The organism is Vibrio jasicida 090810c (genome assembly GCF_002887615.1).
GTDB lineage: Bacteria > Pseudomonadota > Gammaproteobacteria > Enterobacterales > Vibrionaceae > Vibrio > Vibrio jasicida.
Map to the genome: position 1 here is coordinate 1,909,389 of NZ_CP025793.1, position 17,391 is coordinate 1,926,779.

The following is a 17,391-nucleotide window of genomic DNA, read 5'->3' on the forward strand; positions in this document are numbered from 1 at the left end:
TCTTCTTGTATTGCACTGGGCGTGCCAACTTTTAATTCCATTATATTTCAACAATTTAATTAAAACTCAACTTTGACAACTGTCATTTAGACACAGTTGAAAATTGTCATTAAGACACTACAATAGTCATATTGACACAATCGGTATTGGCTATGACTTCTTTAATCGCGCAATGGCTACACATCACGCAAGACCTTAACTCGGCGCTCACTCAACAGGCTCGCTTCGATACGTTATTAACCACGATTCGAGACGTATTGAAGTGTGACTCTTCTGCCCTTCTTTTGTATGAAGACCAGCACTTTAAACCTTTAGCGATCAATGGATTGGCGAAAGAGGTCCTTGGACGCCGTTTCTCTATTGAGCAACATCCAAGATTAGAAGCCATTGCCCGAGCAGGCGATATCGTGCGCTTTCCCTCCGACAGCGACTTACCTGATCCATACGATGGCTTGATTCCAAACCACGATGACAAACTGCATGTCCATTCCTGCATTGGTTTACCTCTGCTGATCGACGATCAACTGATTGGTGCCATTACGATTGACGCCTTCGACCCCAACCAATTTGATGGGCTACGCAACCAAGAGTTACGTTTTGTCAGCGCATTGGCAGCAGGTGGCTTACACACTGCGCTCCTGCTAGAACAACTAGAGACACAAGCGAACCTGCCACGCGACTCTTACGCCGAGAAACGCACCTTAAGTAATGAAATCATTGGTAACTCTCAGGGCATGAAAAATCTTCAAGAACAGATTGATGCAGTCGCCGATACTGAATTGTCTGTGCTAGTGATGGGAGAAACGGGCGTGGGTAAAGAGTTGGTTGCGAGCGCTATTCACCATCGCTCTAGTCGCTCTAGCAATACTTTGGTTTACCTCAACTGTGCGGCGCTGCCGGAATCAGTCGCGGAAAGCGAGTTGTTCGGCCATATCAAAGGCGCATTCACAGGCGCAATTAGTAATCGTAAGGGTAAGTTCGAACAAGCCGACGGCGGCACACTATTTTTAGATGAAGTCGGCGAACTGTCGTTAGAGCTGCAAGCCAAGTTACTTCGAGCCCTACAATACGGCGACATTCAACGTGTGGGTGATGACCGCCATATTCGAGTCAATACACGCATCGTCGCCGCCACCAACCGTATATTGCATGAAGAAGTAACCGCTGGGCGCTTCCGAGCCGACTTGTATCACCGTCTAAGCGTCTTCCCTCTTCATGTTCCGCCTCTTCGTGAACGTGAAGACGATGTGGTGTTATTAGCGGGCTTTTTTGCCGAACGCTTGAGAAGCAAATTGGGATTAAACAGCATTCGTTTGTCTCCCACTTTGGTGCTGGCACTCAAAGACTATTCATGGCCAGGCAATGTGCGGGAACTTGAACATGTCATTAAACGTGCTGGTGTTTTGGCAAAAGCGCGTACTCACGCCATGGACATTGAGTTAGTTGAGCAAGATTTTGATATTAGAACGCCGAATCAGAACATCAAGAACGTTGAAGAAACGGAACAAAACTCTCGGCTTGAGCTACCAGAGAGCGGATTGAAGCCTGCCACAGACTCATTCCAAAAAGCAATGATTGTTCGAGCACTGGAAGAGAACCAAGGCAACTGGGCAGCAACGGCACGTCAGCTTGAATTAGATAACGGCAATTTACACCGATTAGCGAAACGCCTAGGGATAAAATAGGGATTGGGTAAAAAGCGTGTGAGATGGTGGAATTACGCAGGAAAATCGATCTTGCTTGTGTCAAAATGCGCCATCTCAATCGACAAGTCATAAAGTAATGAATTATCAAGCTGCTATTTTTGACATGGATGGTTTGCTCCTCGATACGGAACGTGTCTGCATGCGCATTTTCCAAGAAGCGTGTGAAGCACAAAACCTCCCATTCTATAAAGACGTTTACCTTTCAATCATTGGTCGCAATGCAGCAGGCATTGAAGTGATTTTCCGCAAAGCTTATGGGGATGATCTTGACCGATTGCACACAGAGTGGCGTGACCGATACGATGCAGTGGTAAAACATCAAGCGATACCAGTGAAAGATGGCGTAGTTGAATTGCTAGAGTGGTTGAAGGAAAAAGGCATTCCTACCGCAGTGGCAACATCAACAGCGAAAGAAGTAGCACAGAAGAAGTTGGAACTGGCGGGCCTAAGCAAGTATTTCGACAACTTAACGACAGGCTGTGAAGTGTCACACGGCAAACCAGATCCAGAGATCTACCTGCTTGCGGCAAGTCGTCTAAACGTAGATCCAACCAAATGTATCGCGTTTGAAGATTCCAACAATGGCGTACGTTCTGCAGTAGCGGCGCACATGGTTACTTTCCAAATCCCAGATCTTGTTGAACCTTGCGAAGAAGTTCGTGCCTTTGGCCATGCGATTGTTCCTTCCTTGAATCACGCATTAGCTGATTTAAAACAGGAATAACCCGTTTCCTCTCATCTAACTGACTAAAAACGCTCCATCTTTTGGGGCGTTTTTTGTGGATAATATTTACCCAACTTTACACATGACTGTGTAGTTATATTCACAACATTAATAGATAATCACTCGCATAACCATACATAAAACGAGGATTATATTATGCTCAACAAAAAGCCATTAACTTGGCAAACTATCGCTTTGCACTGGGTAACTGGACTTGCTTTTATCGGGGTGTTCGCTCTAGGGCTTTACATGGTCGATTTGCCACGCAGCCCAGAAAAGTTTGAGTGGTATGGCATCCACAAATCACTAGGCGCTATCATTTTAGTTGTCGCTCTTATCCGTCTAGTGTGGCGCTTAAAAGAAGGCGCTCTGCCACCCGCTTCAGAAATGCCTGCATGGCAAGATAAAGCGGCCAAAGCAGTACACGGTATACTTCTGCTCGCTACTTTGGCAATGCCTATCTCTGGCATCGCAATGAGCGCTGGTGGTGGCCGAGCGGTCGATATCTTCGGTTGGGTTATTATCGCTGAAGGTCCAGAAACCCCTTGGCTTCAAGAACTCGGCTCAACCATTCATCACTCTGCAGTGGAAATTCTGATTGCTGTGTTTGTTCTTCACGTTGCTGGCGCTATCAAACACCAAGTGGTCGACAAAGATGGCACCATTTCTCGAATGCTTGGTCGCTCGTAGAATCGATATAGATACAAAAAACGCACTCTCAATTGGGAGTGCGTTTTATTTTTAGCTCATCAACATCTCTGAAGAATCGAGCGATTGAGGTTCTACCGTCTGCTTCTTCTGCCAGCGGTCGATCACAAGCGTCGCAATCAAATCCCCTTCCACATTAACAGCGGTGCGGAACGTATCCAACGGTCTTTCTATCACCAATAAAATCGCAATCGCTTCCAGCGGAATACCCGCCGCTAGCAACACTAACTGCATCCCCGACATGGAGCCCGAAGGCATGCCCGGCGCACCAACTGAAGAAACCATTGCCATGATGAAGATCATCACCAATCCAGTGGTACTCAAATCCACACCAAACAACTGAGCTAGAAAAATCGCAGCGACACCTTCAAATAACGCGGTGCCATCCATGTTCATTACAGAGCCGAGTGGCAACACCATGCTGCTGACTTCTGGCGCGACATCTAAATTGTCTTCCGCACTTTGCTTTGCCAAAGGCAGCGCTGCCGCACTTGATGACGTTGCAAACGCCATGGCCAATGGTGCTGAAATCGCTTTAAACAGCGCAGCTGGAGAGATACCCGTCATTACCTTGGCGATGGTTGGTAACACGACTAACCCGTGCACCATAGTGAGGGAAAACACCAGTAACGCAAACAACGCGAGTTGCTGAATCAGATTCCCACTTGAAGTCAGCGTGATATCAAACACGATCGCAAAAATAGCAATCGGAGACAGTTTAACGATGCCTCGAATCATGGTGTTGACGCTTTTGTTCAGCCCCGAAATCACCGCTAGCAACGGATGACCTGACGGAACAGAAAGCAAAATCGCAACGCCTGCCATAAAGGAGAAAACCACGATCGCCAGTAAGTTGCCATTCGCCAGTGCAGCAAACGGATTCACCATCGCCATCTTAACGAGATTAGTGAGTATGGCGGCACCACCAGCGCCTTGCTCGTCAATCAAATGGACATCACTACCCACAGAAATGCTTTGGCTAAGTGGCTCCCATGCAGGTAAGGCTAACGACGCCCCAAGCCCTAAACTAATGGCAATTAAGGTGGTGAAACTGTAGAAGAGCAGTGTTCGTCCACCCAGCGCTTTAAGGCGAACGGTTGAACCAATATTGGTGATGCCTTCGACAAGAGAAAACAGCACCATCAAGCCCACCACCATTTTCAGTAAGCCGAGGTAGACCGTTTTGCCCAACATTAGAATTTGGTAGTAATCACTCGACAGTAAAAGCGATTTGTCTGCCAACCCATGGTCGACTAAAAGAAGGATGGCTTGAGCCCCACCCCACGCAAGTAGGGCAGAAATAAGAAGTTGAACGGGCAAAGAGAGTTGCAAATGACGCATAAAAAACACCTAGCGCCACAAATCCTGATGATTTGGGCGCTCGATAAAAATGAAAAAATGGAAGTGAAGAGTCACGGCTTGGATTAAGACCAAGAGCCTTTGTAATATGGGTTCAATAAACCTTTTACGCGTTTAAGCACTACCAAAGCCGACACTCGGAACCAACCGAAAATAACGCGCTGATGCAGCCTAAAGATCGTGTCGTACAAGCGGCGAACGTAGCGTCCACGCAATACGACTTTATCATTCATCAATGCGCCAACCGCGTAGTCATGTCCAAGAGCCACCACCATTCCGCCGTCTTTGAATACAAACGGTTTTAACTCTTTGCCTTTCACCAAGCGTTTAAATTGCTTCGCCAAATGCGCCGCTGCTTGGTTGGCAACTTGAGCTCGTGGTGGCACGATGCTTCCATCTTCTTGTGGGCATTCAGCGCTATCACCAATGACGAACACGTTTTCATCAAGAGTGGTTTGCAGTGTTGGCAACACTTTAAGTTGGTTAATGCGGTTGCTTTCAAGACCATCAAGATTCGCTAACCAATCCGGGCATCGAATCCCTGCCGCCCAAATTTGTAGATCCGCAGGAATGACTTCATTTTCCGTCACAATACGGTCTGCTTCTGCACGCTGAACTTTAGTGTTTAAGCGAACGTTAACACCTTGCTTTTGTAGCTTCTTCAATACTTTTGTAGACATGCACTCAGCACTTGCAGGTAACACACGATCTGCCGCTTCGATGAGTGTAATCGAAAGCTGAGTATCATCTTGATAGCGGTTTAATTGCTTGCTGACTTTCGCCCATTCGGCCGCCAACTCAACACCAGTTGCGCCAGCACCCACGATAGAAACACGATGTGAACCACCGTTCGCTAGCATTTGTTTCATCTGTTCCCAAGCTTTTTCTGCTTGAGAAGCCGAATCTAAGAACAAACAATGATCGCTTACGCCCGGAATTTTGAAATCGTTACTGATCGCGCCAACGGCAATCACGAGGTAATCGTATTTCAATGTTTGCTCTGGAGAGAACTCAGCGCTCACCGTAATGGTTTTATTTGCTCGGTCTAAGCCTGACATACGAGCTTGAACATATTGGTAACCGTGACAAGCAGCATGAAGACGAAACGCAACCGAATCGAGCTCATTATCAAACGTGCCCGCCGCAATCTCATGCAGTCTTGGTTTCCATAAGTGATGAGAAGATGGCTCAACCAAAGTAACGGTATGGTCAGATTTGCCAGCAAAACTGCTCGCTAAACGCGTGACCATTTCTAGACCCGCAGCACCACCACCGACAACAACAAAATTCGACATACTCCCCTCCCGGAAACCATCCATCGAAAGATAAAAATCAAAAACGCAGCAAATACGTTTGGAATGACGGGCATTATATTGAGTTGCAAATAAATGATAATAAGCAGAAAAAGAAAATAACTATTACGGATTTGTAAAAATCCAAACCTAATGCGAAAAACAAAAAAGCCATCACTTTTCAGTGATGGCTTTGCTTCATCGATGTTGCTTTATCTTAATTAGCGAGGATCAAGACCTAGCTTTTGTAGTACCAGTTTGAAGTTCTCGCGGCGCTCTTTCACGTTGTGAACATCACCTGTCGAACACGTCAGATCCGGACAGCCACGGTTAACGATGCCTGAAACGTCATCGATAAATTGAGAACCTTGCAGGCCACTGTCCACGTACTTCTTCAGCTCGTTGTGGTAGTTCCAATCAGCGTACTGACCGCCTTCATCGTTGTATGCCTGAACTGACGTTACCCAGTAGAACAGACCTGCGATCCACTTGATCTCTTTGTTCTCTTCCGAGCTACAAATCAGACCTGGGTTAGAACAGAAGTCCAGCTCAGCATAAAGTGGGTTCGCCGGTGGCGCTTCTACCGTTACGCCGTCAATTGTCTTACCAATGGTTGATGGGTCAACGTGCGAACGACCTAGGTAGTGGTTAAGCGTACCGAAGTTCTGACGACCTGTGGTTTGGATAACACCACGCCCCCACCAGCCACAGCCTTCAACGCTTTCTTGGCTACTGCCGTCCCAAATGAACTTACCTGCTTTCTGACCAACGTAAGTCTTACATTCGTCACGCTCCCACACTTGCTTAGACGTATCTACGCTTTCTGGAACATCGTTACAGTGACCGTTGTTTGTCCAACGACCTGCTGCACCGTTCACCAATAGACCACGCTCTTCAAGTACTGCATCAGGTGCTGCAAAGACTGGAGCTGGAGCGCCATACCATTTCGCATGAGTCAGAGCACTGACTTCCATCTTGTCATCACGAGGACAAGAGTAAGCATGGTCCAAACCAGAAACTGGGTTTACGCCGTAATCTGCGTATTTCTGACCCAATTGACCACAGCTTGCTGTCATTGGGTAATCCGCTGGCGCGCCATATTTCACTTCCGACCAGTTGTTTTCATCACACGCGTTGTAGCGAATGGTCTCTTGCATACTTTGCGCAAGGAACGCAGCAATCGCGACTTTCGCGTATTTGATGTTGGTTGCGTCATCAACTTCATCGTTCATTAGCCAGAACTTGTTGCCCGCTACACCAATGTTGTGCATTGCGTTCAAGCCATCTAGGAAATCGTTCCACTTGTAAACCGTGGACGGAACCCACTGAGATTGTGGCGTTTCGTATAGGAAGGCTTCGTTATCCATCACGCTTTCAGCATTTGCTAATTCTTGGTTTAGCGCTTCAATACGAGTCAATGAACCTTTCTCTAACTCTTCACCTACGTAGTACAGTGGCACTTTCGCCGTTTGGTAAAGCTCAATTTTGCTGGTTAGAGCTTGAGAGTCTTGATCAAACATCAATGCAAATACGTTGCTGTACGCCGCTTTACGGATTTGCTGCTCAGTTTGCGTGTTGCCCATGAAGTAGTTTGCAGTTTGCTCTGTCGACATGTTCGCTAGCATTGCAGGCGTATCAACGTAATCGGTCACCTGTTTTACGTATTCAAGTGCGTGATGCCACTGCTCACTAGTTAGCGCAGCACTCGCGTTTGATTTAGTAAACGCTACAAAGTCAGCTTTGTTCGCAGCATCTGCTTTGTAAAGCTCGAAGCTATCAAGTAGATCTGCCGTGAAAACGGACGCTTCATCCCATACAGACTGACGACCAGAGTGGGTATCGTAAGCAAACTCACCAATGCTTAGTGACCAACCAAATGTCGCTTGTGGCGCAAGGGTTGTGAAGATCAAGTTGTAAGCATGTGCCCAGCCTTTCACGTCATCGCTCAGTGCGTTGACCGCATCAATATCAATACGGCTACCCGTGATATCAATGGCATTCGTCAGTGCTTGTTTAACCGCAACGGCAACAAATGACGCACCTTTGTCTTGCGTAGCCAGATCCAGAACATCCGATTTAATTACGATAGATGCTGTACCCGCGTTCTCTGCTTGTTCGATAGCCGACACAAACGAACGTGTAAGCTGTTCTAGGTCTGTTAGCGCATCACTGCTGCTTGCTGCAATAGTGAGCGTGCTTGGCGCTTGAGTAGATGGGCTCGCCACTACGAATGTATTTGGCCAACCTGCGACTTCTAGACGCACTGGGTCCATTGGGTTACGCAATGATAGCGCTGGCGCTGTTCCCGGCTCAGTACCATCACAGTTTAGATGTAATGACCATGAGCTATCGCTGCCAGGAACAGATTGCGTCCAATACACCGCTGAGTAAGCAATGTTCTTGTGAACCATAATGTCACCGCCTGTCGCGTGATCACCACGGGTCCAGTCTGGGTACACATTAAAGTCAGCACACAGTCCACCTGTTGGCGGAGGTGTCGGTGTTTCTACTTTTTCAACTGTGATGTTTACACGTGCTGTCGATGTTAGCTTTTCAGCATCTGTTGCGACCGCTTCTAACGTTACTGCACCGACTTCTGACGCCGTCCAGTTACAAGAGAACTGGTTTGTGGTTGCTGCGTTGAAATCACAGATTTGCTTGTTGTTTGCTTTCACGATAACGCGAGACAAATCGTCATCAGCATCCGTTGCACGAACAGAAATCGAAACCGCTTCGCCTTTTTCAAACGTCGAACCGTTTGAAGGCGAAGAGAAACTCACTTCTGGTTTAACAAAGCTCGGAGCAGCTTCAATAGCAACTGCGATACTGCGTTGTTCAACCATTTGGTTGTTCTGATCGAGAACCACCACTTTAAGTGTCGCATTGCCCACTTCATTTGGTGTCCAAGATTGAGAATACGTCGTTTGACCTGCAGCGATGTTACGTTGACCTAACTTACGGTCATTCGCCCAGAACTCCAATTTAGAGATCAATTCACCCTCAACACGCGCTTTGATCGTCGTTGCCTGACCCACCATCAATGTTTGACCTTGTGTAGGCGCGACGAACGTCAGCTCATGCACTTCTGGTGTCACAGGTGGTTCAACTGGCTTCTCTTTTACTGAAATGCTGATCGCTTGTTGCTGTGTAAGACCTGAGGTGTCTTCCACTACAGCTTTGATCGTGTGCGCGCCCGCGCCAGCAGAAGTCCAACTCGCTTGGAATGGAGCTTGCGTTACACGAGCCACTTGTTTGTTGTCTACAAAGAAAGTCACGGCTTTGACGTTGGTATTAGTCGCCGTTACGTTTGCTAGCATGGACACCGCTTGACCTTCTTCAAACTCGGCACCGTTCACTGGCGATGCTAATTGAAGAGAAATTTCTGGCTCGCCTACTTCACCTTCATCGTCAGCAATCAGACGAATGGTATTTTGAAGAAGAGTCAGATCCAATACTCCGCTCACACCTAAAGTTAGCTCAATACGTTCACCTGCCGGAAGTTGAGATTTCACCCAGCTACCGCTATCAAAAGCTAGCGCAAGCGTGTTCTTGAACAGGTTACCCTGTGCGTCGCTGGTGAACTTCATACCCGGGTAACTAATGCCAGTCGCAGACCAAGATGGTGTCGACATAGATAGGTTCGAATCAAACGTCACTTTCGCATCACGCAGTTCAACTGGCTTTGAGCCGTCGTTCGTTAGGATCACTTTGTAAGTGTTCCACCACTGGCTTTCTGAGCCGACGATAGTTGCGTCAGTGATCACTTCTGCGTGTGCAGCAGGCAACCCCATACCGATCGCCAGTGCTAAAACACTTGGCATAATCGATAGCGTATTCTTTCTCATAATTAAGGACTTATACAAACAACAATAAAAAGGAACAGCATTATAGAGGGGGACTTTTTTCGCGCCGCAGCGGACAGATGTAACCAAATGTAACTCAACTTACAGGTGTAAAAGTGCCAAAAATAAAGCGTCTTTTTACGTCAATTTGACGACATTTCGCGCGCAATCGATAAGCAAACATAAATCTGGGACTCTAGTTCAATTTTCTGAAAGTGTGCGCGAGATAAAACAAATCAATTTATCCGTTTCTACAAATAGTGTGATTTGTGTTTTTTACGCCTTTATGCAACTTAAAATCAATAAGTTACAGAATAAATACACTTGAAATACTTAGTTACATGTTAGCGAAAAAAACGCCAAAGCTAGAGCGATATGAGAGCACAAAAGAAGCGCATGAAGCGGTTATAAAGATCGTCTTCACACTTCTTAACTGAAGCGCTAAAAATAAGGTATATGAATGATCATCCAGTGAAAACGATAAGTATAACTTTGCAACAAAACGTCAATATCCGGATTGAAGCACGGTTTCAGATTGAATATTCGATGATAATGAGATGCATTGGATCGGTTTGAATCCAAGTCAGCCCAAAAATAAAATATGGAGAGTGTTATATGTCTTTACGTTTAGTAGCAGCAACCTTTGCACTAGTTGGAATGAGCTTTGGCGCACAAGCAAACGCAGAGTGTGAAGTGTCTATCGATGCTAACGATATGATGCAGTTTTCGACCAAAACGTTGAGTGTTCCAGCAACGTGTAAAGAAGTAAAACTGACGCTGAACCACACAGGTAAGATGCCAGCGCAGTCAATGGGTCACAACGTGGTCATTGCAGACACGGCGAACCTACAAGCAGTAGGTACAGAAGGCATGTCAGCAGGTCTTGAAAACAACTACGTGAAACCTAACGACGACCGTGTTTACGCATTTACTAAAGTGATCGGCGGCGGTGAAAGCACCTCTATCACGTTCAGCACAGAGAAAATGACTCCGGGAGGTGATTACTCGTTCTTCTGTTCTTTCCCTGGTCACTGGGCAATTATGCAGGGTAAGTTTGAGTTCAAATAAGCGTTCACGCTCGAACTCAAGCCTCTGAAAAAGAAAAGGGAAGCCAAGATAAGTGGCTTCCCTTCTTAATTAGGAAGAATAATGGTCGTAATCGCTGTGCTCTTCTAAAGTTGGAAAATTCAGGGCAAGCACGTCTTCAAAAGGCATCGGCTTATAAAAGTAGAAACCTTGAATCAAATGAATATTTTGTTCTGCCATAAACTCCAACTCTGCTTCGGTTTCTATCCCTTCAGCAACGGTTTCTGCCCCCGTAATTTTGACCAACTTGGCCGTTAGCCTAAACAGTTCACGTCCATTTTTATTGTTGAGATTCAAAACTAAAGAGCGGTCAATTTTAACTTTATCGAATTCGTACTTAGATAAGTACCCAATTGAAGAGTACCCAGAACCAAAATCATCTAACGCAATCTTCACTCCAGCCTCACGGAGAGAAGTCAAGACTCGGTGGGTACTGTGTTCATCTTGAATCAGCATGTCTTCCGTGATTTCGAATTCCACTTGAGAGTAAGACAAAGCACTTTGGTTAATCATACTCAGCACTTTTTCCGTAAAATCGGGGACAAGACAGGTCTCTGGTGACATATTGATTGAAACCTTAAAGTTAGGCGAGTCTGCTAAAGGAGCGCTCTCTTTTAGAGCCGTTTCAACCACCCACAAATCCAACTCACTCATTAACCCCACTTTGGCAAAGTCATCTAAGAAAGTAGGAGGCGAGATCTCACCCGATTCAGAACGGTGCCTAATCAACACTTCAAGAGAACGAATCTCACCTGTCCGCGTGTTTACTTGAGGTTGGTAATACAAGATAAACTCACCGTTATTTTTTAGGTCAGTAATTCGCTTTTGTGCCGCAAATTTACTCGTAATCTCGGGGAAAAACGCCCCTGCCGATTTACCACTTTCAACACCTTCATAATTAAAGAAATCATCAGAAAGTGACTTAGCAAACGATGCATTAGCATTCCCGATATTATCCATCTGTTTAAAGAAAGGGTAATAGATTATGACACCGACTAAGATGATGATCAGCTGTAGCACCGCGCCTGTCCACGTAGAGCCCGTGCCAACATATCCACTCATCAAAGGTGGCGTCATCCAACTCATGATTTCCGTCATTGGTGCCACCAAGCCAAGCGCCGTTGCCACATAAGCAATGACAAGACCAACAACAGGTGCAATCAAGAACGGTACGATCAACAAAGGGTTAAACATAATTGGCAACCCAAAGATAATCGGCTCATTAATGTTGAAAAAACTTAAAATTAAAGCTGCGGTTGCCAACGCTTTGTAGCTGCGGTTTTTAGTGAGAAATAACATACAAAGCACCAAAGAAATGGTGTTTCCTGCGCCACCCAAGCCCGCATAAAAATCGAAGAAGTTGGTCGTCAGTATTGGCAATGGCGTTCCGAGCAACTCATGGTTTTCTATCGCTACACGTGTCGCTTCATACAACTCCGCTTTATATGGTGCAAAAATAATGTGCCCATTAATACCAATGGACCAAAATAGATTACGTACCAGCTCGTAAATAACACCATCGAAAAGAGAGTATGGGTCCAGACTTGGCAATAAAAAGCCAGCAATATCAGCGGCACAGAAAACGCGTCCTAGCACATAGCCTAATAAGGTATAACCAACAACCAACACCGTTGTTGCCATGATCAAGTTGTAAGACTGGTCGACAATATTAGGCAGCTCCGACCGCATAAACCATTTGCGGTTTTGCATTGCACGAACAGACCATCCCACCAAAATAGGAATGATGATTGCCAGTGGGTAATTGCTCGGTACAACCGTTCCTTCTTGCAGCAGCCCCCACTCATTACACACGATGAAATAGATCATCAACGAAGGCGTAATAACATTAACCCGTGAGACTTTTAACAGAGAAGAAAGAAACTGCGAGAAGTAAACCAATAACAAGATTGGGAACAGTTTCCAGATGATAGAACTCGCGGCTCCAACCGTGGTACCCACTTGCTCGTAACCCGCCATCATAAAAAAATTGCTCAACAAAGTGCTGAATGCGGAAATCAATGACACAGGGAGCAACATGACCAGTACATTACATAAGCCATTTATGTACGAGTTGGAGGAAATTAAAGTAAAAAGCCGATTTACGTATCGATTGTTCATTTGGCTAATTTTATCCATTAGTAAACGACTCGATGAGCCGCTCAGGAAGTTCGCCGCAATTAAGGTCCGTTTAATTTGTATCGCAATGAGGGAGAGTTTCGACAGACAGTCGATGACGGTATCATTCGAGTAACAAAGCGTTGATCGTTCAACGTTGCGAATAGTCACTCAACAAAGGTAGCCATGGCCAACTTGTTGTTATCTACCAAACCAAAAGAGCGCGGACTAGGACGACCGACACTCTCTTCGTTTAGATACAACCCGCTGTTTCTTAGGTCGCGTGGTTTGTATTTTTGCATGCTAATTAAGCAAGGAGGCGCACATTATCGCCAACAAGCCCCTCTTTCCACTCGACTTTTTAATTGTGACGATAAAAAACAGCACTGTTATTGCTCGCTTAAAATATCCGTAAGAGGTAGTGGACGAGTAAAGAAGTAACCTTGCGCTTTATCGACACCACAGCCTTTAACAAAATCGTACTCTTGTTGGGTTTCCACCCCTTCTGCGACCACTTCGCAATGCGTAATATGGCCCAGTTTCGCTACCAATTCATATAAGTCTCTGCCTTTTTGATCATTGGCATCCAGCAGTAGCGAACGATCCAGCTTGATCTTATCAAACGGGTACTTCAGTAAGTGCGGGAACGACGCATAGCCGGTGCCAAAGTCATCCATAGCGATACGAATGCCCTGAGCTTGCAGCGCTTCCATAGTTTTAATTAAGAACACCTTATTACTAAGAATCGCCTCTTCTGTGATTTCAATTTCCAACCACTGCGGCGAGATACCATAATGAGTTAGTCGCGATAGTAAGTGCGGGACAAATTCTTCTTGCTCGATCGTAGCGACTGCAATGTTGATGGCAATTCGACGATCTTTTGATAACGTCATTTTCTGCATGTCTGCCAGAACTTTCTCAATCACGAGCTTGTCCAGTAATGGCATTGAGTTAAGCATTTGGAAGTCACTCACAAATGTCGGAGGGTGCAGTTTCCCTTCTTTATCAATGTATCTAAGCAAGGCTTCATAAGAGAAGATATTGACGTCACTGGTCGACTGGAGCTTTTGATAAAACATCACCAACTCCCCTTCCCTCAAAATCGAAGTCAGTCGCTTTTGTGCTGTCGATTTACTAATGCTTGAGTTATTCGAATCACGAACGTTGTTAAGCAAGGTTTTGAACAGCGAACTCTCAATGCCTGTGTAAGCCGTATTCGCACGAAACTGCGCGGAATACTTGCCGGCGTAAGCCAAATAAAATGGCCGATAGATAAAGACACCAAGGACGATGATCAATAATTGCAATAATGAGCCTTCAATCTGATTCCCCATCGCGACATAACCACTGAACAAAGGCGGCGTCATCCAGTTAACAATATTTTCAACCGGAGGAACAAGCCCTGATGCAATTGACCCGTAAGTGATGAGAAAGCTCAATAGCGGTACCAGCACAAAAGGCACAATCAACAATGGGTTGAAAATAATCGGCAACCCAAACAGCAAGACTTCATTGATGTTGAAGATCACCAGCGGGGTTGCTGCTAACGCAAGCATCTGGTGGTTACGTTCTTTGGCAAACAGCAACACGCACAACAATAGGCTGATGCAATTACCAGAACCACCCATCGACATAAACGCGTCGTAAAAACCTTGGCTAATTACATTTAGAGGAGCGTCACCGGCTTGCCACGCGAAAACATTTGCTTCTGTAGCGGCGTAGATTTGCTGCTTAATGGCAAACAACAAGTTATGCCCATTGATGCCGATTGAGCCTAAGAGGCCTAGTACCGTTTGGTAAATAATCCCGCCTTTTAGCGTGAGAGGGTCCACACCCAGTCCGCGAATCATCCCACCAAATAGAGCCATAATGAATGCGGTTAGTCGCGATACTGCCAAAGCAATCAACACAAACAGAAAGAAGTGAACGACATGCTTGAGCAGACGAGACGAGAAATCCAGCACTTGTGGCTCTAGCAAGCGTATTTTGAAAACGCAGCAATAGACATACGTCATCATCGCACTAAACAATGCCAGTAGTGGGTTGTTTGGCAGCATATAAGTCGCAGACAAACTGCCGTTTTCTATCGAGATCAAGTAGAACATGATCAACGAGTAAATAATGAAAACGGCACTCGACACATTGGTTTTATGTGACAGGTAATAACCCGCCACTACACAAAATGCGCTTGGGTACAGATTGATGAGGATATCTGACAGATGAAATAACATCTGTGATAATTCTACCCATCCTGAGAGACGGAACGCGTGGCCTAAAAAAACGGCAAGTGCATTTGATAGATTCAGGGGTAACAACAAGAGTGCAATAGAGGCCAAATCTGTTAGGTAGGATTTGGACCCTGCACGCCATTGCCCTGTGAGCGCCGATAAACGTTGAAAAGGCGCAAAAGTAAAATTTAAGCCAGTTTGCATGAAGCATCTTATAATAAAACGGGGGGCAACTGCTGTGTAAACAGTCGTGAGTGCAAGCGCAGCTAAAGAAATCGACTATCTGTGTAGTCTTAGTGGGTGTTTTATTTGTAAATCCATCAACAAACGAAGTTACGTTGCGGGCGTAATTTATCGATTATATGCGCTTCGATCCATTAAGATTATTTATCGTGACGATAAGAAATATACAAATATAACCCTCAGTGTTGACTAGTGAGGGTTAATATTTGCTAGATGATTATTGAGCGAGAACTTAATGCTCAGGATTCATTGGAAATCGCTGCTCATAAAGCTCCATAAAGTCTTTACGAATCAGATGCTCTAAGTGGTTTGCTTTATCTGTCGGGCAGAAAATCATGATATGCAGAATTTGCTCACCATTAATGTTACTTGAGATGTGGATGTGCGGCTCAGCGCCCGGTAGATCAACACCAGCGTGCTTCTCAATCATCGTGTTGTAACGGTGAGCGACGTCGGCGAAGTAACTGCAATGCTCATCAATCTTATCGGTCAACAAAGGCAAAAGTGGGTAGAGATTGACGAAATCTTTCACCACAACAGAAAAGTCATGGTACACGTAACGCTTCATGAAATTGAGGTTCTTCACTGGGTAGGTGAAAAACATACTGTTAGGCAGCGTCGCAGTTTTCCCCGTGAAGTGGTATTGACCATGATGCAGATCGATTTCTTGAATCACTGTCGCCATCATGTTGTGTTCAATGACCTCACCACATAGCTTTCCGACTTCAATCCAGTCACCAATGCGAAACGAACGAGAACTTGCACGCTGGATTGACCCCGTAAAACACAAGATGATCTCTTTGGATGCCACCACAATCGCGACAGCAATCGCCGTAACACTTAGAGCGAACTCGCTGATTTCTGATTGCCACAAGATGAACAACAGAATCAAGGTGATAGCAAATGTGCCGTTTTTGGTTCTCGACATCCAACTGCGTTGTTCTTCTGTAATAAAGGCATCGTCGCCACGGATTCGAGACAGAATCAAACGACGTAAAAGAATAATGAACAACAGAATTAATGCGGAAAATAAAATTTTATGAGTGAGAAGAAAATCGACGACTAACTGCACTTTCTCCATTACCCGACTCCCTGTTTGGTTTAGAAGGTTGACCTTTCATGCTAGCTATCACTAAGAAAACAGATAGAGAGCTTGCGAAAGGACAACCTTACCAAATTATTCAGTCGGTTGTCCCAATTCGCTTTCTTTAAATACGATAAACGCTCGGCGGTTTAAAGCATTGGCTTCCGGAGATTCTTCATTGATCACAGGTTGAAGTTCACCAAAGGCTTTTACTTCCCAAACAAACTGTGATGGGTCAAGTTTCGTCTTCAGGTATTCCACTACAGCCTGAGCACGACGCTCTGCAAGTGCTTCATTGTATGAACGAGCACCGACTTGGTCAGTATGACCAGCGACCATAATGCTACCCTCTAAACCTTGCAGTTTTGCGATGAAGTCATCTAATTGTGAAAGGTCTTCCGGATTTAATTTCGACTTATCGAAATCGAAGTGCGGTGTCATCGCCATGTAAACCTTACGCTCTGCTTTTGGCGGCTCACAGAAAGGCATTTCTTCATATTTCTTCGCCTCTTCAAACATTACGTAAGCGCGACGGTTTTCTGCCCGCGCTTGATCAGATTTACCCAGCGCCAGTGGCTGCGACTCACCAAAGTGTTTCACTTCCCAATCATATTGCTCTGAGTCGAGTTGTTGCTGTAGATACGCTTCTACCGATTCAGCGCGGCGCATAGACAGCTTCTCATTGTATTCGTCAGAACCTTTAAAATCGGTATGACCGACAATCGTAATGCGTCCACTCAAGCCTCGAATATCACGGATGAACGCGTCTAGGCTTGCAGCATCAGCTTCACGAATGATGGATTTGTCGAAATCGAAATGTTCAGCAACAGCGATATGAATTTCACGCTGCGGTGCTAAACACTCACTGATTAAAAATTTGGAGACATTTAAATCTGCAAATTTATCTCGGTTCTCTTGGCTAACATAAGCATCTGCTGCACAGCCACCTAATAATGCTGCGGCCATAATTCCGCTAACTAAACGCATCGTCGTTTTCATGTGAC

The 17,391-nt window shown here is 45.5% G+C and carries 11 protein-coding genes; 4 read left to right on the forward strand and 7 right to left on the reverse strand.

Translation table 11 applies throughout. The annotated features are described in order from the left end of the window. Positions 1 to 152 precede the first annotated feature (152 nt). From norR to C1S73_RS26110, 3 genes are all read left to right on the forward strand, one after another. Entirely contained in the window at positions 153 to 1,685 is a 1,533-nt protein-coding gene (gene norR / locus C1S73_RS26100; RefSeq protein ID WP_038870393.1) for a nitric oxide reductase transcriptional regulator NorR, read from the forward strand. A gap of 97 nt (positions 1,686 to 1,782) precedes the next feature. Further along, complete coding sequence (locus tag C1S73_RS26105) at positions 1,783 to 2,430, forward strand: HAD family hydrolase (protein ID WP_038870391.1); 648 nt, start codon at positions 1,783 to 1,785, stop codon at positions 2,428 to 2,430. A 156-nt stretch (positions 2,431 to 2,586) separates the two neighbouring features. Further along, on the forward strand, positions 2,587 to 3,120 hold the full coding sequence (locus C1S73_RS26110; protein WP_038870389.1) for a cytochrome b: 534 nt from the start codon (positions 2,587 to 2,589) through the stop codon (positions 3,118 to 3,120). Between the two features lie 51 nt (positions 3,121 to 3,171). Here the strand turns inward: C1S73_RS26110 and C1S73_RS26115 are convergent, their stop codons facing one another. From C1S73_RS26115 to C1S73_RS26125, 3 genes are all read right to left on the reverse strand, one after another. Further along, positions 3,172 to 4,479, reverse strand: coding sequence for a dicarboxylate/amino acid:cation symporter (locus C1S73_RS26115; protein ID WP_038870387.1), 1,308 nt, complete (start codon positions 4,477 to 4,479; stop codon positions 3,172 to 3,174). Between the two features lie 83 nt (positions 4,480 to 4,562). Further along, positions 4,563 to 5,792, reverse strand: coding sequence for an NAD(P)/FAD-dependent oxidoreductase (locus C1S73_RS26120; RefSeq protein WP_038870385.1), 1,230 nt, complete (start codon positions 5,790 to 5,792; stop codon positions 4,563 to 4,565). A gap of 218 nt (positions 5,793 to 6,010) precedes the next feature. Continuing rightward, positions 6,011 to 9,634, reverse strand: coding sequence for an Ig-like domain-containing protein (locus C1S73_RS26125; RefSeq protein ID WP_038870383.1), 3,624 nt, complete (start codon positions 9,632 to 9,634; stop codon positions 6,011 to 6,013). 612 nt (positions 9,635 to 10,246) lie between these two features. On the opposite strand from C1S73_RS26125, the gene azu reads away from it, so the two are divergent. Beyond that, on the forward strand, positions 10,247 to 10,699 hold the full coding sequence (gene azu, locus C1S73_RS26130) for an azurin (protein ID WP_038870381.1): 453 nt from the start codon (positions 10,247 to 10,249) through the stop codon (positions 10,697 to 10,699). A gap of 69 nt (positions 10,700 to 10,768) precedes the next feature. Here the strand turns inward: azu and C1S73_RS26135 are convergent, their stop codons facing one another. The 4 genes from C1S73_RS26135 to C1S73_RS26150 all read right to left on the reverse strand — a co-directional run bounded on the left by C1S73_RS26135 (position 10,769) and on the right by C1S73_RS26150 (position 17,386). Continuing rightward, a complete protein-coding gene (locus C1S73_RS26135) occupies positions 10,769 to 12,835 on the reverse strand; it encodes an EAL domain-containing protein (protein WP_038870437.1) in 2,067 nt (688 codons plus the stop codon). Between the two features lie 386 nt (positions 12,836 to 13,221). Continuing rightward, positions 13,222 to 15,264, reverse strand: a complete 2,043-nt coding sequence (locus tag C1S73_RS26140) for an EAL domain-containing protein (RefSeq protein ID WP_038870379.1) — start codon at positions 15,262 to 15,264, stop codon at positions 13,222 to 13,224. A 271-nt stretch (positions 15,265 to 15,535) separates the two neighbouring features. Then, the gene (locus tag C1S73_RS26145) at positions 15,536 to 16,384 is read right to left on the reverse strand and encodes a mechanosensitive ion channel family protein (protein ID WP_038870377.1); all 849 of its coding nucleotides are present in this window, start codon (positions 16,382 to 16,384) and stop codon (positions 15,536 to 15,538) included. A gap of 96 nt (positions 16,385 to 16,480) precedes the next feature. Then, entirely contained in the window at positions 16,481 to 17,386 is a 906-nt protein-coding gene (locus tag C1S73_RS26150; protein ID WP_038870376.1) for an OmpA family protein, read from the reverse strand. Positions 17,387 to 17,391 lie beyond the last annotated feature (5 nt).